Raw genomic sequence first — 20,891 nt, forward strand, 5'->3', positions numbered from 1 at the left:
GTGAGCACTGGTACCCCCTCCAAGATCGTCGTGGTCGGAGCGACCTCCGCCATCGCCGAGCACACGCTGCGGCTGTGGCTGGGCACGGGCGCGCGCTCGGCGCTGCTGGTGGGCCGCGACGCCGGCCGGCTGGAGGCGCTGGCGACGGATCTGCGGGTGCGCTTCCCCGCGGCCGCGCTGTCGGTGGCCGCCGTCGACCTCACCGACCCGGCCGCGATCTCCTCGGTCGTCGCGACCTCGCTCGAGGGCGGCGCCCCCGACACCGTGCTGATCGCCCACGGCGCGATGACGACCCAGGACGAGGCGTCCGCCGACCTCGCCGTCGCCCGCGACGTGCTCGTCGTCACCGGCGTCTCGGTGGCCCTCTGGATGGAGGCGTACGCGAACGCGCTGACCTCCGGCAGCATCGGCGTGATCGGCTCCGTCGCCGGTGACCGCGGCCGCAAGACCAACTACGTCTACGGCTCCGCCAAGGGCCTCGTCGAGCGCTTCGCCCAGGGCCTGCAGCACCGCCTGGCCGGCTCGCGCCTGTCCGTCGTGCTGATCAAGCCCGGCCCGACCGACACCCCGATGACCGCCTCGCTCAAGCAGAGCGGAGCCTCGCTGGCCCCGGTCGACTCCGTCGCGAAGGACGTCGCCGCCGCGATGGCCTCCGGCCGCGCCGTCGCCTACGCCCCGGCCAAGTGGCGCGTCATCATGACGGTCATCCGCCTGCTGCCGTCCCCGATCTTCAACCGCCTGAACATCTGACGCGGACGGCTGCCGGGACCCCGGCGGCGGGGTCTCGATACGCCCCTGCGGGGCTACTCGACCAGCATGGATGGTCAGCGGCACGCCGCCTCATGCTGATCGAGCAGCCCGCGGAGCGCGGCGTATCAAGATCCACCGGAGCCAGAGGTACGGACGGCCCCGTCGCGCACAACCGCCTGCTCTCGAAGTTATACTTCGGCCCGATGTATAACATCGAGCGAGAGGTGAGATCGTGGCACTGAGTCCCTACACACCGGGTTCTGTCCCCATGAAGCTGCCGGGCCGAACCGAGACGCTGCAACAGTTCCGGCAGGCCGCACAGCGGATCGCGTCCGAGGGACGATTCGTCCCGCGGGTCCACGTCGACCACGGCCCCCGCGGCGTCGGGAAGACTTCTCTCCTCCGCGAGGCCCAGCGCATCTTCCGCGGCTACGACATCAGGACCGTCCTGATCACCGCCGACCCCGGCGAGGACCTCGTACGCTCGCTCCTCGCCGAACTCCGACTCGCCGTCGGCACCGGGCCTCGTCTTCGCCAGACGGCCCGCGACGCGATCGACTCCGCGACACTGTCGCTCGGCGCTCCCGGACTCGCGAGCGCGACGGTGACCGTCGCACCTCCCGAGGCGCGGGCAGCAGCCTCGGCCAAGGAGTTCCAGCGCGCACTCCGAGCAGCTCTCGACGCGGTCGTCGGCGACGGAGACGCCGGCCTCGTCCTTCTGATCGACGAGATCCAGGAGGCGGACGCCACGAGCCTGCGCACCATCGCCTACGCCTGGCAGGAGATGAACCCACTCGACGTGTCGGACCAGGGCCAGCCGCGCACCGCGCTCTTCGCGGTCGGGCTCCCGGGCGCACCGAGCACGATCACTCGTGCCGTCACCTTCAGCGAGCGCTTCAGCTTCCAGCCGCTCCACGGTCTGTCGGAGGCCGGTGCCCGCGAAGCACTGGAATCGACGGCGACCGACGTCGGTGTGCGCTGGGAGCGGGCCGCGCTCGATCGAGGTGTCACGGAATCAGCTGGATACCCCTACAAGGTCCAGCTCATCGGCGACCTCGCCTGGCGGGCCGCGGAGAGGCGCCTCGAATCGGACGGCCTCGGCCCCACCGATGTCATCACCCTCGACGACGTCCGCGCGGCCCTGCCCGGAGTCGACGCCGAGATGCTCACCCTCTTCCGCTCACGCTGGCGCAGTGCTTCGGCGAAACAGCGGGAGATGCTCGTCGGCATCGCACAGCTCGGCGGGGAGGACGTCCGACGCGGCGTGCTCGCAGACACCCTCGGAGCGACCACTCGATCGATCTCCGTCACCCGGCAGCGGCTGCTCGACAAGGGTCTCGTCGACGCCAACAAGCACGGACACCTGTCGTTCACGGTTCCCGGTTTCACCGCGTTCGTGCTCGATCAGGTCGAGAACGAGTAGGACGACGACACGCGGATTCCCGTCCGCAGCAGGACCGCCATCGCCCACGACCTCGTGTTGCTCGCACGCCGCGGGTTCATACTGGTCTGATGAGAATCGTCATGGTCACCGACGCACACGAGGGCCTGACTCTCGCCTCCGACAGAGCAACGACGCTGACGCAGACTCGTTCCGATGGATCGAGTGACGCAGGCGATGTCTCCGACGACACCGACACACTCTTCCGCCCGCACATGAGCAGTCAGAGCTTCCCGGACAGCAACGTCTACCGTTCGCAGAGTCAAGGCGCTGCAGTCGGCGCCGCACGAGCCACGTCGGGGTCGTACGATCCGCGTCCGAGCCAGGGTACGAAGACACCGCCGCAGAGGATCGTCCTCCATCCGGGCGGTACCTCCGCTCGATAGCCCTCCGCGGCTGCTCGACCGGCACATGCTGATCGGGTAGCCCGCAGGGCGGCCGCATCGAGACTCGTGTCTCCCCGTGGAATCACCTCCGGAAGGGGGATCTGCAAGGGGGTTCGCCGCAGACGGCCGCGTTCTACGCTCGGCGCATGCCCCTCCGCAGTGCTGCGAGCGCCCCAGCCGTCCTTCCGCAGATCGCCGCGCCCAGCGCTCGGCAGCGGGCCGCGGCCGAGGTGCTCGGGCACGTCGTGGTGGCTCTCGCGGTCGGGTCGGCGCTGCTGCTGCTGGCGTCGGCGAGCGTCGCGGGGCTGCCGTTCCTGCCCGGCGGGGGCCGCGTGCCGCCGTTCGAGGCGTGGTCGCTGATGCGGACGTCGGCGACGGTGCAGATCGGCGACGCGGTGCTCGCCGCCGGCCTCGCCGCGCTCGCCCGCGCGGGCGGCTGCCGCGTCCGCGCCGACCGCTGGTGCCTCGTCGCGGCCCTCAGCGCCGCCGCCGGCGCCGTGCTGCTGGCGGCGCCGCCGCTCTGACGCGTCCGGCCCCCTGCATGCTGATCGAGTAGCCCGCGCAGCGGGCGTATCGAGATCCACCGTCGCCCGAAGGCGAGTCTGCAGACCCGCCGGCTGGTGACGGCGGGTCTCGATACGCCCCTGCGGGGCTACTCGACCAGCATGCAAAGGGCGGCCTCACCAGCCCCTACGCCGGCGCGCCGATCGTGGAGTCCTCGTAGTCCTCCGTCAGGCCGTGGGGGGTCTTCTCCCACTTGTGCGGGCTGAAGACGATCTGCCAGGCCGCGCGCCAGGCCGAGATGGAGTGCAGCACCCAGTAGACGGGGTTCAGGATCGCGAACGCCGCGACCCGCCAGTTGTAGCGCTTCCACGCCGCGATCCCCGAGACGACGATCATCAGCGTGTTCGAGAAGAGCATGTTGGTCGTCCCCGCGACGATCAGCCACTCCGGCAGATCGAGCCCCAGGAACTGCACGCCGATGTAGGTGATCACGGTGAAGCCGAGCACCAGCGGGTAGAGCAGGAAGGCGACCGGCGTCCCCATGATCAGCGCCACCAGGCTCAGCGAGCCGAGCACCCCGTTCACCTTGAACCAGCGGATCGGGTGCCGCGTGTTCACGCCAGCGGTCATCATGTAGCCCTTGATCCAGCGGGTGCGCTGCTTGATCCACGCGGGGACCTCGGCGCACGCCTCCTCCCAGGTGTTGGAGTCGACGACGCCCACGCGGTAGCCGTGCGCGGCCACGCGCAGGCCGAGGTCGGCGTCCTCCGTCACGTTGTACGGGTCCCAGGCGCCGAGCTCGCGCAGCACGCGCGTCTCGAAGTGGTTCGAGGTGCCGCCGAGCGGGATCGGCAGGTGCGACTGGTCCAGGCCCGGCAGCATCGCGCCGAACCAGTGCGCGTACTCGACCGCGAACATCCGGGTGAGCACGTTGTAGTCGGCGTTGAAGTAGCTCAGCGCCCCCTGCAGGCAGACGAGCTGCTTCTGCTCCGGATCCACGTGCTCGCGCTCGAACGCGTCCTCGCGGAACAGCCGCACGCACTTGCGCAGCTGGTCGGGGTCGGGCCGGTCCTCGGCGTCGTAGATCACCACGAACTCGCCGCGGGCGAAGCTGAGCCCGTAGTTGCAGGCGCGCGGCTTGGTCTGCGGGCCGCCCGGGGGCACGATCACCATCCGCACGTACTCCGGCGGGCTCATCCGGCGCACCGCCGAGATCGTCTCGTCGTCGTCGGCCTCGAGCAGCACGAGCACCTCGAGCTTGGCCTTCGGGTAGTCGAGGGCGCCGATGTTCACCAGCAGCTTGCTGATGATGTTGGCCTCTTTATAAGCGGGGATCAGGATCGTGTAGATCGGCAGCTCGTCGTCCGTCATCCGCGGCGGCGAGACGTCCAGCCCGCGGCGGCCGCGCTCGAGCGCCACCTCCTCCTCCCACGCCTTCACCGAGCTCTGGTTGAGCGGCGCGCGCAGGCCGGCCAGCGCCTTGAAGGCGATGTTCATCAGGAAGAGCAGGTTCGCCGAGGCGAGCACGATCACGAAGGTGAGACTCGGCGCCAGCACCGCTCCGACGATCACGATCGCGGCGACGACGAGCGGAGTGATCACCTGCCAGCGGCGCAGCCCCGACTTGGCCGACTCGTCACCGCTCTGCACCGCGAGCGAGTCGGCCGCGCCGAAGAGCAGCGCGGCGCGGCAGGCGCTCTCGACCGCCTGGAAGATGTCCCAGTCGGTCGTGGTGCGCACGGTGACCACGTCGACCTCGAGCATCTCCCGCGCCTCGGCGAGCATCGCCTCGGTCGGCGGGACGGAGGTCGCGATGACGCCGGTCCCGTCGGGCAGCACCCGCCAGGGCACCCAGCCCGCGCCGACCAGGGTGGAGGCGCCGATGCGGGCCAGCAGCGCGGCTCCCGGCGGCTCCTCGACCAGGTCGAGCATCGGCGCGTCCCACTGCTCCGCGAGCGCGCCGTACATCTCGCGCCGGGTGACGGCGCCGTCGATGACGAGGTGCCGTCCGAGCAGACCGCCCTCGCGCTCCTGGCGGCGCAGAGCCTCGTCGAGCTGCTCGGCCGTGATCAGTCCGCGGGAGAGCAGGATCTCGCCCACCCGGGGCGTCGTCGTCGCCATGGTCAGCCTCCGAGCCGCTCGTAGATGACGTAGATCCCCTGCGCGAACACCGGCCGGTAGCGGGTGTCGAAGGAGGAGTCGCGGGTGATCGCGTCGTAGACGAGGTCGGCGACGCCGGTCTCGCTCAGCTCGGGGGCGTCCGCGGTGGTCACGAAGACCCACTTCGCGTGCGTGTACGGGGCGGCGAGCGCCTCGTCGAACAGCTCGCCGGCCGAGCGGTTGTAGTACTCGGCGAGCGGCACGCCGATCTCGGGCAGCAGCGCGTTGCCGGCCGCGCTCTCGTCGATCAGGATGCCGCCGCCGTCGTAGTTCTCGCTCAGGAACCGGGCCGCAGCGGTCGCGCCCGACGCCTCCTTGATCGAGACGTAGCCGGTCGCCTCCGCGATGACCGCGTTGCGGTCCAGGTCCTGCACCCACCAGGCCGTCTGCGCGCCGAGCAGCACCAGCACGAGGCCGAGCGCGCCCGCGCCGATCCGGGGAACCCGCCGCAGCGCGTCGACCAGCACGGCACCGAGCACCGCGAGGAACGGCAGCACCGACAGCGCGTAGCGGTTGTTCCACCAGTTCGTCGGCAGGGTCTGGTCGTTGTTCATGTGCGTCTGGCCGAGGTAGAGGCTCAGCAGCGAGAAGGCGTAGGAGACGATCATCAGCCAGATCACGAGCGCGTCGTCCGAGATCCCGCGCCGCCAGGCCAGCACCAGCGCGCCGGCCAGGCCGAGCGCGACCGTCAGCAGGCCCGAGGTCTCGAGCACCGCCCAGTTGTACGACCAGAGCGTGAGCCCCGCGTTGCCCTGGTAGGCGAGCAGCCCCGCGTCGGCGACCGCCTTCTGCAGGTTCGCGGCCGAGTACTGGCCGTTCATGAACTCGAGCGGGTTGCTGTAGACCGCGAAGTTGTAGACCAGCCACCAGACGATCGCGATCAGCGGCAGGATCCCGAACGCGCTCGCCATTTTGATCGCGTAGAAGAAGGAGCGCTTCTTCCGCCAGGCGACGATCAGCACCACGAAGGTGCCGCCGAACACGAGCACCCAGCCCTCGTAGCGCGAGAGCGTCGCGGCCGCCGCAGGCAGGCCGGAGAAGACCATCATCTCGCCGGCGCTGAGGTTGCGCCGGCTGGTGACCCAGTGCGCCAGCCCGGAGAAGCAGCCGACCATCGTGACGATCAGCACCGGCTCCGTCATCGCCGTCGAGAAGGCGTAGAGCACGCCGGGATTCGCCAGCACCAGCAGCACCGCGGTGAGCCGGCCGGCGCGCAGGTGGCCCACCCGCGCCGAGATCCGGTAGACGCCGCAGGCCGTGCCGGCCAGGCAGATCATCCCGAGCAGCCCGGCGGCCCAGCCCGTGTGCCAGAGCCAGAGCGACTGCACGAACGGGATCAGGATCAGGCTCGGCACCGGCAGCCAGACCGTGCCGAGCTGGGTGAAGCCGGGCGCCTTCGAGTCGAAGATGCGCCGCGAGATCGAGAGGTGGCTCTGGGTGTCGGCGTAGGCGAGGTTGATCCCGGAGGAGGTGGTCACCAGGCAGGCCGCGAAGCCGACCAGCAGCGAGACCACCAGGATCACGACCGTGCCGGGCACCTGCCGCCCGGTGACCGGCCGGCCGAGGCGCTCCCACGCCTCCCGCCACCAGGGGAGGCGGGCGGGCGCGCCGGCCACCGGCGACGGGGCGGCGATCGTGCTGGTCATCCGCTCGTCAGTCGGTCGAGGAGTGGCGCGCGGCGGGGTGGTCGCCCTCCGCGGCAGGCGCGGAGGCGGGTGTGGCGGCGGAGTCGGGGTCGACGGCCGCGGGCTCGCCGGCCGCCCGCTCCTGCGCGTCGACGTAGGCGGCGACCTTCCGCGACCGGCGGCGGCGCGCCAGCCAGCCGAGGAGGATCAGCAGGCCGATCACCACGACCGCGATCACGAACCAGATCGCGTAGGAGGAGTAGTCGTCCTTCACCTCGTCCTGCGGGGTGATCTCGTTGCTGTCGATCAGGACCGGATCGGCCTCGGCCGAGCCGGAGACGGCGAGGTTCCCGGACAGCGAGGTCCAGCCCTCCTCCGCCGCCCAGCCGGCGATCGAGGACTGCAGCCCGGAGGACGCCGTCGCGTCGCCGTCGGCGCTCCAGCCGCCCAGCAGCACGATCTCGCGGCCGTCCGTGGTGAAGGCCTCGAGGGCCGCGTACGGCGCCTCGGTGCCGACGCCGTAGCTGAGGCGCGAGGCGTCGATCGCGGTGAAGGAGGCGAGGCGCAGCGGCGTCCTCAGCGCCTCGGCCTCGTCGGTCCCCGCGCCGACGACGACCCCGGAGCGATCCGAGTCGAGGAAGTCGTCGACGCCGACGACCGAGACGGCGAGGGGGTCGGCGTCGACCCGCTGCAGCGCGGTGACCAGGTCGCCGGCGCTGCGCAGCGCGTCGGCGCCGCTCGCGGAGCCGCCGAACGCGACGGCGAGCTCACCGCCGAACGCCTGCGGGAAGCGGCCGAAGCCGGGGGCCGCGGACTCGCCCCGGACGCCGGTGACACTCGAGCCCGCGCCGTCGACGAAGAACTCGATCGGCACGGAGTCGGCCGAGCCGATGCAGGCGCCGTCGCTCTCGCGCACGGCCGAGAGCGTCACCGACAGGCCGTTGGACGCGCTGAGCTGCCCGGTCGGCACCGGCAGCGTCATCGCGACGTCGGTGTCCTGACCCAGCACCGTCGAGCCGATCAGGAAGTCGTTCCAGTAGACGTTGGCGGTCGCGGTGATCCCCTCGGGGACGGCGGAGTGCGTGCCGACCAGGTCCACCTCGACGCTCGAGACGGGTCCGCCGAACGCGGACTGCGTGATGGTCGTGTAGCTCGTCGACGCCCCGGTGCTGCCGAGGGCGATGCGCTCGGTGCCGAAGTCGGCCAGCGTGTGGTCGAGCGAGCTCGAGGGGACGACCTTCTGCGCGAGACCGGTGGTGGTCGCGCTCGAGGCGAGTCCGGCGTACTCGCTGCCGAGCGCCGCGCCGGCCGCGGCAAGGTCCGCCTCCGCCCCGGTGAGGGTGAGCTCGGGCACCCCGCCGGCGTCGCCGATCGCGCTGACGACGTCGCCGTCCCCCGCCGCGAAGCGCACGATGCGGCCCTGCGCGGCGTCGAGCGCCGGGCGGCCCTCGGTCGCGCTCTCCTCCGACACGGTGATCGCGGTTCCGGAGGAGTAGCGCGAGGCCAGCGAGGCAGCGGCTGAGAGGCCCGCGGCGCGCAGGGCGTCGTCGGCGCCGTCGGGCACGACGATCGAGACGCCGGTGACCGCGTCCGGGAAGAAGTCGCCGACGGTGGTCGGCGCGGTCGGGGTGCCGTCGACGACGACGCCCAGGCCGGAGACGCTCAGCACCTCGCTCCCGACCTCGCAGAGCGCGCCGGCCGAGTCGCCCGAGCCGCCGAGCTGGACGCCGACGGCGAGCACGCCGTCCACGACGTCGGAGGCCTGGACCGGCGCGTCGATCGCGGTCGCGGTGGCGGCGTCGAGCGTCTGCACGACCCGGCCCGACACGATGACCGAGAGCGTGCCGGTGAGCGGCTCGAGCGGTGCGAGCGACGCGATCACGCGGGTCGGCACGACCCCGTCGGCGACCGGGACGGTGACGAACTGCGGCGCGGAGCCGGCCGCGACCGAGACGACGGCGTCGCTCTCGAGCCCCTGGACGACGCCGCCGGTGACCGGATCGACGAGGTCGGCGGCGGACGCGGAGGTCGCGGCGCCGAGGACGAGACCGAGGCAGAGGACCGGGACGAAGGCCGGGACGAGGGCGCGTCGAGGCAGGAGCGAAGGAGCCATGGGGCGGGGTTCCGATCGGCATACGGGAGCCCGGGAGGTCCGGCGCTCGAGGATGGAGAGTGGAACGGTCGTGCACGAGGAGCGGCGGGAGACCGCGGAAGTGCGGGAGAGGACGCCCCGTTCTGGCGTCAGTCTAGGCAGTCGCCGACAGCCGATCCGGTGGTGAGCAACCGCTGCTCCGCCCCCGTCCGAGTGTCAGGCCGGCCGTAGACGAACCCCTGCACATCGGTCACTCCGAGCTCGCGCAGCACCGCGACCGTCTCCTCGTCCTCCGCCCCCTCGACGATCATCCGCACCCCGACCGCGACCGCGAACGACTGCATCGCCCGGACGATCTCGCGCTGCCGCAGCTCGGTCGTCAGATCGGCGATCAGGGCGCGGTCGAGCTTCACCACGTCGAGGGGGAACGTCGCCACGGCGAGTGCCGAGGAGCCCTCCGTGCCGAAGTCGTCCAGCGCCAGCAGCACGCCCGCGTCGCGCAGGAGCTGGGCCTGCGCGCGCAGCTCGTCCGTCGCCGCCGCGAGCGACCCCTCGCTGAGCTCGAGGCAGAACCGCAGGCCCGGGAACCGCTCGGGCACGGCCGCGAAGTACGGGCCGAGCCGCTCGGCGGCGAGCTGCTCCAGGTCCGCGTTGACGCTCATGCACTCCACCCCGGCGCCGGAGTCGCGGAAGCAGGCGGCGGCGGACATCGCCTTCTCCACCACCTGGACGGTCAGCTCGTCGAGCAGGCCGGCGTGCCGCACCGTCCGGATCAGCAGGGACGGGTCGATCCGCCCGAGCACCGGGTCCTCCAGCCGCACGAGCGCCTCGTAGGCCCAGATCCGGTCGGTGCCGAGATCGACGACGGGCTGGAAGGCGAGGTCGAGGGTGCGGTCGCGGAGGGCGCGCGACGCCACCTCGCGCACCGGGTCGGTCAGCACCGAGGTGACGTCGAGGCTGCTCGAGCGCCCTCGGCCGCTGCGGCCCCGCCCGCGCTTGAGCGCGAGCATGCTGCGGTCGGCCTCGATCACGATGGTCGTCGGGTCCGTCTCCTCGTGCGCCGAGAACGCGACGCCGACGGTCACGACCGGGGCGAGGGTGTCGCCGTCGACGGTCGCCGGCTCGCTCACCCGCTCGACCAGGGCCTGCACCCGCCGCCGCGCGTCCTCGGCCGAGTCGAGTCCGCGCAGGACCAGCGCGAACTCGTCGCCGCCGACCCGCGCGGCGACTCCGCCCTCGTCGGCCACCTCCGCGAGTCGCTCCCCGACCAGGCGCAGCATCTTGTCGCCGACGTGATGCCCGCGGCCGTCGTTGAGGTCCTTGAAGTCGTCCAGATCGAGGAAGAGCACCGCGATGCCCTCGAACGGCCGCCGGTCGCGGTTGGCGGCGGCGAGCGCCGACTGGAACACCCGCTGGTTCGGCAGCCCGGTCAGCGCGTCGTGGTCCACGGAGCGCCGCAGCGACTCGACGTCGTAGCGGGTGCTCAGCGTGTCCGCGCCCATGTGCGCGAGGGCGTCGAGGATCTGCTCGTCGTCGTCGTTGAAGGGGATCGCGCTCACCCGCTTCGATGCGACGACGTACCGGGTCCGGCCGTCGGGCAGGAGCATGGCGGAGGCGATCTCCCGCCCGGAGGCGGGCTCGTCGCGCACCTCGATCGCGTCCGCCTCGATCGAGGTCAGCGCGTGGCGGACGATCTTGCGCTCCGCCTGCTCCACCGTCCCCCAGGGCAGCGCGAGTGCCGCGTCGAGCACGCCGGCGAGCCGACGCCGCACGCCGCGCACCTCGATCCGCTTCGCCACGCCGAAGACCAGCGCGCCGACCACCAGGACGACCATCGGGCTCTGCTCGATGGCGGGGTCCCCGGCCATCGCCGGCACGACCACGGCGTCGAGGAACCAGACGGCCGTGCTCAGCAGCCAGACCAGGAGGAGGTAGAAGCCGACCCGCTTGGGCGACAGGGCGCCGAAGCCCCGCTCCCACTGCATCCCCCAGCGGCCGCGCTGGCGGAGGAGGTCGACGAGCAGGATGACGGCGAGGAAGAGCGCGCTCGCCGCGAGCAGCGCGATCGGCGGCGTCAGCACAGCCCTCCCCGCCTGGAAGACGATGACGTAGAGGAGCGCGGCGAGGGACCCCAGTCCCGTGACGTAGCCCGCGACCGCGAGGTTCCGGGTCTGCAGCAGCTGGGTGACCAGGCTCGCCGCCGTCCAGACGCCGAGCAGGCGGAACGGGTCGGCCTCCGGCTGCATGATCACGAGGAGCGTGACCGTCAGGCCCGCGACCGGCATGCCCGAGCGGCGGCCGAGGGCGATCCGGAAGGCCGCGGTGAGCGCGACGGCCACGCCGAACGCGGCGACGAACGCCCAGCTGACCGGCGGCGTGATGATGAGCAGGGCCGTCGCACGGGCGATGAGCACGAGCGCGAAGAGGCTCAGCACGCCCGCGATCGCCAGATCCAGGAGGCTCAGCTCGCGCGTACGGGGCATGGTGGCATGCTAGGCCGTGGGTCGTTCCGCGCCGCCTCCGCCGGACTGTCGACGATCCCTGCGGCCCCAACGCCCCACTTCGGAGGTCGGCACCGCCTCCTCGACCCGTCGACTGTGAGCGGATGCCCCCTCTCACCGCACTGACCGCCGACCTCACCCGTCGCAGTCTCCTCGCCTCCCCCCTGGGCGCCGCCGCGGCCGGCACCGCCCCCTCCGACCCCGTCCTGCACTCCGAGATCGCCTCCCCGGGCGGAGTCGCCGGCCTCGACTCCACCGCCACCGTCCCCGTCGCGCAGCTGCCCGAGGCGGTGCGCACCGTCTCCGGCGAGCGCCCCGTCGCGAAGGGCGAGCTCGTCTACAACGTCCAGGACTACGGCGCGACGGGCGACGGCAGCACCGACGACCTCCCCGCCATCGACGCCGCGATCGACGCGGCCGTCGCCAGCTACGGCGGAACGGTCTACTTCCCGCGCGGCATCTACCGCATCGCCGGATCGATCGGCCGCGCCGAGGGCCTGGCGAGCATCGCCTTCCGCGGCGCGGGCGAGCTGTCCACCCGGATCCGCTCGCTGACGAACGCCCCCGTCGTCACCGGCGCCTTCTCCGCCTGCCGCTTCGACAACCTGATCCTCGACGCGAACGGCCTCGGCTCGCCCTGCGTCTCCGCGCACCTGGACAAGACGGTGCTCGACTCGCTGCAGCTCTACGGCTGGACCGACTACGGCATGCGCCTGAACGACGGCACCTTCGGCGACCTCGGCCTGCTCAACCGCATCCAGCGCTGCAGCATCGACCAGTGCACCGGCACCGGCATCTGGACCGGCTACCGGATGATCGACTCCTGGATCGTGGAGAACAACATCGGCGCGAGCTACGCCGACCTCTCGATCGAGGGCGGCCCGATCCGGATCCTCGGCAATCACCTCGACGGCTCGCCGCAGATCAACATCGAGCTCCGCGGCAACCGCCGCATCACCATCGCGAACAACATCATGGAGGGGGCGCGCCGGCAGTCCCTCGTCTACACGATGCCGCCGTGGCTGACCGAGGACCTCGCGCAGATCCAGATCGTCGGCAACGCGATCAGCAACGGGGGCAAGGCCGCCGCGAACACCTACCCCGCCATCGCCATCCTCGGCGTCTCGCCGACCGCCCGCACCGTCGGCTTCAGCATCACCGGCAACATCTTCGCCTGCGAGGACGCCGGCTCCGGCTGGACCCACTGCGTCGAGGCCCTCAACGCCCGCGCCGTCTCCGTCCTCGGCAACCAGTGGGCGACCGGCCACGTCAACGCCAAGCCCGTCCGCGCCGTCGGCAGCACCGCCTACGAGGTCATCGGCAACCACGGCGACAACGCGGTGAAGACCACGTAGCCGCCGATCGAGCGGACCCGCCGCACGGGATGCTCGGCATGCCGGTCGAGCAGCCCCGCAGGGGCGTATCGAGACCCACCCGCCTGAGCAGAACTGAGTCTGCAGACCCGTCCGCCGACGCTGGTGGATCTCGATACGCCCGCAGGGCGGCTACTCGATCAGCATGCAGGCGCCCCGCCCGAGCCGTGGGCGGCCGCGCTCCATGCTGGTCGAGTAGCCCCGAAGGGGCGTATCGAGACCCACCCACCCCCGAACCTCTGCCACCGTGTCCCCATGCCCCGACTCGACGCCTCCACCACCGCGCACGTCGACGCGATGCACCACCCGCGCCGCGAGCAGATCGAGCGCACGCGCGAGGCGGTCCTCGCCGCCGACGAGCGCCTGGTCGAGTCGGTGAAGTGGAACGCCCCGAGCTACGCGATCGGCGCCCACCTGGTGACCCTCCGCCTCCGCCCCGGCGACCGCGTCGAGGTGATCCTGCACCGCGGCACCGCGCCCCTCCCGGACCGCCGCCTCGCCGACGCGCTGTCCGACCCGGACGGCCGCCTCGACTGGCGCGCCCCCGACCGCGCCGTCCTGGCACTCGCCCCCGGCGAGGACCCGTCCTGGCTCACCCCCCTCGTCGCACAGTGGCTGGCGGCCGTCTCCCCGCGCTGACCCGCTCGCCCCTCTCCCGACCGCCGACCCCCGGCACCACCTCCGGCACGCCGGAACCGCCCGATCCCACGAGCCGAACCCCGATTCCGCGAGCCCGAGGTCACCCGAGCCGCGCACCCGCCCCGCGCGTCAGCGCCAGGCCAGCGCCGACCGCTCGGCCCAGTACTCCCCCGGATCCTGCGCCGGCAGCCCCTCCGGCAGCGCGCCGGCCCGCGCGCGCACGTTCTCCCGCAGCTGCTCCGGAGTCGCCGCCCCGCTGAGCACCGCGTCGGCCCACGACTGCCCGAGCGCCGCACCGAGCGCGAGCTCCTCGGGAACCCCCTGCAGCCCCCGCAGCACCTCCGGCGCCCGGTCGCCGACCAGCCGCCCGTTCGCGAGCGCCTCCTTCACCACCACGGTCCACCCCGCGTCGTGCGCCTCGGCGAGCGCCGCCCCGGCCGAGCGCTCGAGCAGGTTCCAGGTCGTCTGAACCGTGCTGAACGGCGAGTCCGGGATCGCCAGGGCGAGCCGGATCGTCCGCGCCTGCTCCGGCCCGCTCGTCGACAGCCCGACCGCGACGCCCGACCCGGCGAGCCCGCGCAGCCGGTCGAGCAGCGCCCGGTCCACGAGCGCCGGGCTCTCCGGCGTGATCGAGTGCACGAGGTAGCGGTCCGGCGCGCTCCCCAGCGCCGCGAGGGTCGCCGACCACTGGCGCTCGAGCATCGCGACCGAGTGCTCCTTGCGCTCGTGCACCTCAGCGTCCATCGCCCAGCCGCCGACGTACTCGTAGCCCCACTTCGACTCGACCGTCAGCTCGGCGCGCCGCTCCGGATGCTCCGCCAGCCACGCGCCGAGGAACTCCTCCGCGCGCCCGTACGACCGAGCGACATCGAAGAAGCGGACGCCGAGACCCCACGCGGTGTCGAGCAGCTCGTGCGACCGCGCGCGGAGGGCGTCGACGCTGCGCCCCTCCGGCGGCCCGAGATCGCCGTCGCGCCCCGCGGTGATGTAGGCCGGTCGCCCGACGGCGGCCAGGCCGAGGCCGAGGCGGGGAGTGCGGGATGCCATGGTGCTCGTTCCGTCCGGGGGTGCCTCCACCGTAGCTACCGCCCGCCCACACCGCCCGCGCATCCCGCCCGCCCCGCTACCGTCGAGCGGTGACCACCACCGACCGCCGCACCCTCGACCGCAGCATCCTGCGGCTCGCCGTGCCTGCGCTCGGGGCGCTGATCGCCGAGCCGCTGTTCCTGCTCACCGACTCCGCCCTCGTCGGCCACCTCGGCGCCGTGCCGCTCGCCGGCCTCGCCCTCGGCGGAGCGGTGCTGCAGACGATCGTCGGCCTGATGGTGTTCCTCGCCTACAGCACCACTCCCCGGGTCGGCCGCGCGCTCGGCGAGGGCGACGAGCGCCGTGCCGTCGCGGCCGGCATCGACGGCGGCTGGCTCGCGCTCGCCCTCGGCGCGGTCATCGCGGTCGCCGGAGCCATCGCCGCCCCCGCCCTGATCGGCCTCTTCGGCGCGGAGCCCGCCGTCGCCGACGCGGGCGTCCGCTACCTCTCGGTGAGCATGGCCGGCATCCCCGCGATGCTCGGCGTCTTCGCCCTGACCGGCCTGCTCCGCGGCTTCCAGGACACCCGCACTCCGCTGATCATCGCGGGCGGCGGATTCGTGGTGAACGCGGCCCTGAACGCCGTGCTGATCTACCCCGCCGGCCTGGGGATAACCGGGTCCGCCCTGGGGACGGTGATCGCCCAGTGGGGCATGTTCGGCGCCTACGCGGTGATCGCCCTGCGGCTCGCCAGCCGCGTCGGAGCGCCGCTGCGCCCGCACCCGGCCGGGCTGCGCGCCTCCGCCGGCTCGGGCGGCTGGCTGCTGCTGCGCACCGCCTCGCTGCGCGCCGCCATCCTGCTCGCGGTCGCGGTCGCCGGCTCGCTCGGCGCGGAGGAGCTCGGCGCGTTCCAGGTCGCGATGACGCTGTTCTCCACGGTGGCCTTCGCCCTCGACGCCGTCGCGATCGCGGCGCAGGCGCTGCTCGGCCGCCTCCTCGGCGAGGGCGACCCGGCGCGCGCCCGAGCGGTCGCGAAACGCTGTGTGACCTGGGGAATCGGCGCCGGAGTCGCCCTCGGAGCGGTCATCTTCGCGACCAGCGGAGTGCTCCCGTTCGTCTTCTCGAGCGACCCCGACGTGCTCCGCCTGCTCCCCGCCGCCCTCGTCGTGGTCGGCCTGACGGCTCCGCTCGGCGGCTTCGTGTTCGTCCTGGACGGCGTGCTGATCGGCGCCGGCGACGGCCGCTACCTCGCCCTGAGCGGCCTCGTGAACCTCGCCGTCCTCGCCCCGCTGGCCCTCCTCGCGCCCCTCGCGCCCGAGGACTGGCGCCTCCTGGCCCTCTGGATCGCCTACGCCGCGGGCTTCCTCGGCGCCCGCGCGCTCACCCTCGGCCTCCGCTTCCGCGGCGACGTCTGGCTCCGCTGACCCTCGAAGAAAGTTTCGAACACCCTGTGGACAACCCTGTGCACAACTCCGGGTGACCCCCGCGTCCACCCCCTCCCGCGAGATGCCACTTATGAGCCCGACACGCCGCAGAATCCGCTCACAAGTGGCATCTCGCGGAGGGAGTCAGCGCGGCGGCGCGCTCGTGGTGCCGAGATGGAAGACGGAGGTGAAGCGCACCGGCTCGGCCTCGTCGCCGGCGATCAGCGCGAGGACGGCGCGGGCCGCGGCCCGGCCCTTCTCGACCGCGGGCTGCACCATCGTCGTCAGGTCGTACTCGGCCGCGAGCCCCGGCACCTGCACTCCGTCGAAGCCGACCACCGACACCTCGGCCGGTACCCGCAGCCCGAGCTGCTCGGCCGCGAGGACGACCCCGGCCGCCAGCAGATCGCTCTGCGCGATCACGGCCGTCGGCGGCTGGGCGGCATCGAGCAGCACCCGCCCGGCGGCGACCCCCTCGTCGACCGTGCTCGCCCCCGCCGCCACAACCTCCAGGTCGCCGAACACGTCCTGCGCCCCCAGCAGTCGCTCGACCGCCGTGATGCTCGGACTCGAGCGCCAGTCCGCCGGGATCGGGCCGCGGCGGCGGTCCTTCGCGAAGGGCAGCGAGACGACGGCGACGCGCTCGTGCCCGAGGTCCCGCAGATGCTCGGCCAGCGTCCGGGTCGCCTCCCGGTTGTCGAGGGAGACGACCGCAGCGCCGAGGTCGGAGACCCCCTCGACCACCACGACCGGCACGCCGCGGCGCCGCAGCACCGCCACGGAGTCGTCGACGGAGGGACTGCAGCCGACCAGGATCATCGCGTCCACCGGCGCCGTCGCCAGCAGCCCCGAGCCGCCCTCGGTCTCGGTGAGCAGCAGGATGCCCGCGCCGGCCCCGCCGAGCACGTCGGCGATGCCGTCGAGCATCGCGATCTTGATCGGGTCGCGGAAGGCGTGCAGCACGCGCTCGTCGACGACGACCCCGACGATCCCCGAGCGCCCACGCCGGAGCGACTGCGCCCGCGGATCCGGTCCGGCGTAGTCGAGCTCGGCGGCGGCCTGCAGCACCCGCTCGCGGGTCGACGCCGCGACCGGTCCGGAGCCGCTGAACACGAGCGACGCCGTCGACGGCGACACGCCCGCCCGGCTCGCGACCCGCGCGAGGGTCGGGCGCGACGTCGGCGATCCGCCGCTCTTCGACTCCACGGCCTTGCTCGACTCCACGGTGCTCCTCGTCCCCGACCCGGAGGGCCGGCGCCGGGCGACCCGTCCTTGACCGGTCCCGGCGTTCCGGATAGCTTAGACCGGCCCGCATCGAATCGATTCGATCATCGTCGATCAGGCCCCCACGACCGCCCCGCGATCAGCCAGGACCCCGCATGCCCTCGACCTCCGCCCTCAGCCGCCCGCAGCTCATCGCGTGGCGCAACGCCGTCTTCACGATCTTCGTGCTGAGCGGCCTCTCGATCGCGACCTGGGTCTCGCGCACCCCCGCCATCCGCGACGAGCTGCAGCTCCCCACCTCCGGCGTGGGCCTCCTGATCCTCTCGATGTCGATCGGCGCGATCGTCGGCCTCAGCCTCTCCACCGCGATCATGTCGGCCCTCGGCGCCCGCCGCGGCATGGTCGCCGGACTCGTCGTCTGCTCCTCCGGTCTCGCGCTCCTGGGCCTCGCGGCGGACGCGTTCGGCGCACTCCCCCTCGCCTTCGCGGGCATGGTCCTGCTGGGCTTCGGCAACGGCGCGGTCGACGTGATGATGAACGTCGAGGGCTCTGCGAACGAGAAGGCCTTCGGCAAGACCCTGCTCCCGCTCTTCCACGCCTTCTTCAGCCTCGGCACCGTCCTCGGCGCGATCCTCGGCGCCGCCGCCTCCGCGCTCGCCGTGCCGGTCGCCGCGCACCTCTCGGGCGTCGCCGTCGTCGTGGTGATCACCGTCTCCGTCGCGATCCGCTTCGTCCCCGTGCGCGACGAGCTCGACACCTCCGGGGTCGCCGTCGTCGCGAAGGCGCCGGTCCGCGAGCGCGTCGCCGCCTCGCTCGGCGTCTGGCGCGACCGCCGCCTGGTGCTGATCGGCCTGATCATGCTGGGCATGGCCTTCGCGGAGGGATCAGCCAACGACTGGCTGACCCTCGCCATGGTGGACGGCCACGGCACCGACAAGACCACCGCCGCCGTCGTCTTCGGTGTCTTCGTCGCGGCGATGACCGTCGGCCGCGTGCTCGGCGGCCCCGTGCTCGACCGCTTCGGCCGCGTGCCCGTGCTCCGCGCGTCCGCCGGCCTGGCGATCGTCGGCATCCTGCTCTTCATCCTCGCGCCGGTCGACGGCCTCGTGATCGCCGGAGCGGTCGCCTGGGGGCTGGGCTGCTCGCTCGGCTTCCCGGTCGGCATGTCCGCCGCGGCCGAGGGCCCGCATTCTGCGGCCCGGGTCAGTGCCGTCGCGATGCTCGGCTACGTCGCCTTCCTGGTCGGCCCGCCCGCGATCGGCTTCCTCGGCGAGCACTTCGGCCTCCTCAACGCGCTGTTCCTGGTGCTCGCGCTCGTCGTCCTCGCCGGGCTCGCCTCGCCCGCCGCCCGCCCGCAGAAGGAGCCCGCGGAGCGCGTGCAGGACGGCGCGCGAGCATGAGCGCCCCCGGCCTCGAGCCCTGCCGCGTCGCCGTCGTCACCGGGGCGAACCACGGCATCGGCGCCGCGATCGCCGAGCGCCTCGCCGCCGACGGTCTGTCCGTGCTGGTCGCCTTCCTCGCCGAGGAGCTGCCGGAGTACGAGCCGGAGCGCCAGCGTCTCGCCCACCGCACCGACGGCGAGCAGGTCGCCGAGCGGATCCGCGCCGCCGGCGGCCGCGCCCGCGCCGTCTCCGCCGACCTGCGCGACGCCGCCTCCGCCGCCCTGCTCCTCGACGCCGCGGAGGAGTCGCTCGGCCCGGTCGACGTCCTCGTGCACAACGCCACCGGCTCCGTCATCGACACCTTCCGCACCCGCCCGAACGACTGGATGGGCCGCCCCCAGCGCCGCGTCGACGCCGCGAGCATCGACCGGGTGCTCGACATCGACGCCCGCGCCGGCGCACTGCTGATCGCCGAGCTCGCCGAGCGGCTGGAGCGCCGCGGCGGCCACGGCGGCCGGATCGTCACGCTCACCTCGGGCGGCGAGCGCGGCTTCCCCGGCGAGGTCTCCTACGGCGCCGCCAAGGCCGCCCTCGTGAACTACACGATCTCCGCCTCGCTCGAGCTCAGCCCGCTCGGCGTCGCCGCCAACGCGGTCCACCCGCCCGTCACCGACACCGGCTGGGTCACCGACGACGTCCACGCCGCCGTCGCCGCGAACGACGCCTTCTTCGACGTCGCCCGCCCCGACGAGGTCGCCGACCTCGTCTCCTACCTCGTCTCCCCCGCCGGCCGCCGCGTCACCGGCAACGTCCTCCGCATGGCCTGACGCGCGCCGACCCCGGAGGGGCCCGCTTCATGCTGGTCGAGCAGCCCCGCAGGGGCGTATCGAGACCCACCGCCCCAGCACGACGAGCCTGCACTCCGCCCTGCCGACATCGCCGGATCTCGATACGCCCTCTGCGAGGGCTACTCGATCAGCATGAATCCACTTCATGCTTGTCGCCCAGCTCCGCAACCGGACCCTCTCATGTTGGTCGAGCAGCCCCGCAGGGGCGTATCGAGACCCACCCGTCCGACCGCTCCCGACCGCCCCCGTCTATCCTCGACGGGTGCGTCTCGTCATCGCGCGCTGCTCCGTCGACTACACCGGCCGTCTCAGCGCCCACCTCCCCCTCGCCACCCGACTGCTGCTGGTCAAAGCCGACGGCAGCGTCCTCGTGCACTCGGACGGCGGCTCCTACAAGCCGCTGAACTGGATGAGCCCCCCGTGCATCCTCAGCACCGGCGAGCCCGACGAGGACGCCCGGGCGGCCGGCGTCCACGAGCAGTGGACGGTCACGCACCGCAAGACCGGCGACGCCCTGGTCGTCTCGATCCACGAGGTCCTGCACGATTCGGCGCACGAGCTCGGCGTCGATCCCGGCCTGATCAAGGACGGCGTCGAGGCGCACCTGCAGCGCCTGCTGGCCGAGCAGATCGATCTGCTCGGCGAGGGCCACACCCTCGTCCGGCGCGAGTACATGACGGCGATCGGACCGGTCGACATCCTCGCCCGCGATTCGAGCGGCGCCTCCGTGGCGGTCGAGATCAAGCGCCGAGGAGAGATCGACGGCGTCGAGCAGCTGACCCGCTATCTCGAGCTGATGAATCGCGATCCGCACCTCTCTCCGGTCACCGGAGTCTTCGCGGCGCAGGAGATCAAGCCGCAGGCGAGGACCCTCGCGCAAGACCGCGGAATCCGCTGCGTCGTGCTCGATTACGAGTCGATGCGCGGCGTCGACGATTCGCACACGCGCCTCTTCTAGCGCTCGCGTCCCCCTTTCCAGGGGCTCTGCGAGAATCCACGAGCGGTCGCGGAGAACAGCACGCGAAAGGCCCCGTCGACGGATCGACGGGGCCTTTCGACGATGCGGGCGCGACCTCTCGGTGCGCCCGGCGCGGCTCTACTTGTGAGCGGCGGCGTAGGCCGCCTGGACCTCGGCGGGGATGCGACCGCGGTCGGACACCTGGTGTCCGTTGGCGTTCGCCCACTCGCGGACGGCCTTCAGCTGCTTGGGGTCGCTCTTCGACGCCGAGGCGACCGACGTGGCGGCAGCGGGGCGCGAGCCGACGCGGCGGCCGTTCGAGACGAACTTCTCGAGCACGGAGTGCAGCTCGGCGATGTTGTCCGGACCGAGGTCGATCTCGTAGTTGGCTCCGTCGATGCTGAAGCGGACGGTGCCGCCGTCCCCGGAGTCGATAGGGGTTCCGTCGATATCGTCGACAAGCGTGATCTTCTGGGCCACTTTTCCTCCTGGATGTCACTGACAGGAGGAGACATTACCCCCTCCTGTCGGCGGTCGAGCACTTATCGGCGCCATTCG

At 72.7% G+C, this 20,891-nt stretch carries 16 protein-coding genes; 9 read left to right on the top strand and 7 right to left on the bottom strand.

All coding sequences use genetic code 11. The features are described from left to right. From MT355_RS09725 to MT355_RS09735, 3 genes are all read left to right on the top strand, one after another. Nucleotides 1-750, top strand: coding sequence for an SDR family NAD(P)-dependent oxidoreductase (locus tag MT355_RS09725; protein WP_123706073.1), 750 nt, complete (start codon nucleotides 1-3; stop codon nucleotides 748-750). 268 nt (nucleotides 751-1,018) lie between these two features. Then, the gene (locus MT355_RS09730; protein ID WP_243599374.1) at nucleotides 1,019-2,173 is read left to right on the top strand and encodes an ATP-binding protein; all 1,155 of its coding nucleotides are present in this window, start codon (nucleotides 1,019-1,021) and stop codon (nucleotides 2,171-2,173) included. 550 nt (nucleotides 2,174-2,723) lie between these two features. After that, complete coding sequence (locus MT355_RS09735) at nucleotides 2,724-3,101, top strand: hypothetical protein (protein WP_243599375.1); 378 nt, start codon at nucleotides 2,724-2,726, stop codon at nucleotides 3,099-3,101. Nucleotides 3,102-3,267: 166 nt separating this feature from the next. Here MT355_RS09735 and MT355_RS09740 read toward each other — a convergent pair whose 3' ends face one another. The 4 genes from MT355_RS09740 to MT355_RS09755 form a co-directional block, all read right to left on the bottom strand. Beyond that, complete coding sequence (locus MT355_RS09740; RefSeq protein WP_123736192.1) at nucleotides 3,268-5,202, bottom strand: glycosyltransferase; 1,935 nt, start codon at nucleotides 5,200-5,202, stop codon at nucleotides 3,268-3,270. Between the two features lie 2 nt (nucleotides 5,203-5,204). Then, complete coding sequence (locus MT355_RS09745) at nucleotides 5,205-6,887, bottom strand: glycosyltransferase family 39 protein (RefSeq protein ID WP_243599376.1); 1,683 nt, start codon at nucleotides 6,885-6,887, stop codon at nucleotides 5,205-5,207. 7 nt (nucleotides 6,888-6,894) lie between these two features. Next, on the bottom strand, nucleotides 6,895-8,979 hold the full coding sequence (locus MT355_RS09750) for a hypothetical protein (RefSeq protein WP_243599377.1): 2,085 nt from the start codon (nucleotides 8,977-8,979) through the stop codon (nucleotides 6,895-6,897). A 128-nt stretch (nucleotides 8,980-9,107) separates the two neighbouring features. Next, nucleotides 9,108-11,441, bottom strand: a complete 2,334-nt coding sequence (locus MT355_RS09755) for a bifunctional diguanylate cyclase/phosphodiesterase (RefSeq protein ID WP_243599378.1) — start codon at nucleotides 11,439-11,441, stop codon at nucleotides 9,108-9,110. 122 nt (nucleotides 11,442-11,563) lie between these two features. Here MT355_RS09755 and MT355_RS09760 point away from each other — a divergent pair, with 122 nt between their 5' ends. Both MT355_RS09760 and MT355_RS09765 read left to right on the top strand, forming a co-directional pair. Next, nucleotides 11,564-12,814: a glycosyl hydrolase family 28-related protein gene (locus tag MT355_RS09760; RefSeq protein WP_123447204.1), complete on the top strand. Its 1,251-nt coding sequence runs from the start codon at nucleotides 11,564-11,566 to the stop codon at nucleotides 12,812-12,814. A 273-nt stretch (nucleotides 12,815-13,087) separates the two neighbouring features. Then, nucleotides 13,088-13,471 (top strand): DUF1801 domain-containing protein, encoded by a 384-nt coding sequence (locus tag MT355_RS09765; protein WP_243599379.1) that lies wholly within the window; start codon nucleotides 13,088-13,090, stop codon nucleotides 13,469-13,471. Nucleotides 13,472-13,600: 129 nt separating this feature from the next. On the opposite strand, the gene MT355_RS09770 is transcribed toward MT355_RS09765, so the two are convergent. Next, nucleotides 13,601-14,518 carry an aldo/keto reductase gene (locus tag MT355_RS09770; RefSeq protein WP_243599380.1) on the bottom strand — a complete coding sequence of 306 codons (918 nt, stop codon included), beginning with the start codon at nucleotides 14,516-14,518 and terminating at the stop codon, nucleotides 13,601-13,603. 89 nt (nucleotides 14,519-14,607) lie between these two features. Between MT355_RS09770 and MT355_RS09775 the strand changes: the two genes are divergently transcribed. Then, on the top strand, nucleotides 14,608-15,921 hold the full coding sequence (locus MT355_RS09775; protein WP_243599381.1) for an MATE family efflux transporter: 1,314 nt from the start codon (nucleotides 14,608-14,610) through the stop codon (nucleotides 15,919-15,921). A gap of 144 nt (nucleotides 15,922-16,065) precedes the next feature. On the opposite strand, the gene MT355_RS09780 is transcribed toward MT355_RS09775, so the two are convergent. After that, a complete protein-coding gene (locus MT355_RS09780) occupies nucleotides 16,066-17,145 on the bottom strand; it encodes a LacI family DNA-binding transcriptional regulator (RefSeq protein ID WP_243599382.1) in 1,080 nt (359 codons plus the stop codon). Nucleotides 17,146-17,300: 155 nt separating this feature from the next. Here MT355_RS09780 and MT355_RS09785 point away from each other — a divergent pair, with 155 nt between their 5' ends. The 3 genes from MT355_RS09785 (at nucleotide 17,301) to nucS (ending at nucleotide 20,333) form a co-directional block, all read left to right on the top strand. Continuing rightward, nucleotides 17,301-18,545, top strand: coding sequence for a sugar MFS transporter (locus MT355_RS09785; RefSeq protein ID WP_243599383.1), 1,245 nt, complete (start codon nucleotides 17,301-17,303; stop codon nucleotides 18,543-18,545). Continuing rightward, nucleotides 18,542-19,354, top strand: coding sequence for an SDR family NAD(P)-dependent oxidoreductase (locus tag MT355_RS09790; RefSeq protein ID WP_243599384.1), 813 nt, complete (start codon nucleotides 18,542-18,544; stop codon nucleotides 19,352-19,354). Before MT355_RS09785 ends, MT355_RS09790 begins: the two co-directional genes overlap by 4 nt. Before the next feature lie 283 nt (nucleotides 19,355-19,637). Beyond that, nucleotides 19,638-20,333: an endonuclease NucS gene (gene nucS, locus MT355_RS09795; protein WP_123706083.1), complete on the top strand. Its 696-nt coding sequence runs from the start codon at nucleotides 19,638-19,640 to the stop codon at nucleotides 20,331-20,333. Nucleotides 20,334-20,471: 138 nt separating this feature from the next. On the opposite strand, the gene MT355_RS09800 is transcribed toward nucS, so the two are convergent. Beyond that, nucleotides 20,472-20,813 carry an Lsr2 family protein gene (locus MT355_RS09800; protein WP_123447211.1) on the bottom strand — a complete coding sequence of 114 codons (342 nt, stop codon included), beginning with the start codon at nucleotides 20,811-20,813 and terminating at the stop codon, nucleotides 20,472-20,474. Between the last annotated feature and the right edge of the window lie 78 nt (nucleotides 20,814-20,891).

Origin of the sequence: Rathayibacter sp. VKM Ac-2929 (assembly GCF_022815495.1) — a bacterium.
Taxonomy (GTDB): domain Bacteria; phylum Actinomycetota; class Actinomycetes; order Actinomycetales; family Microbacteriaceae; genus Rathayibacter; species Rathayibacter festucae.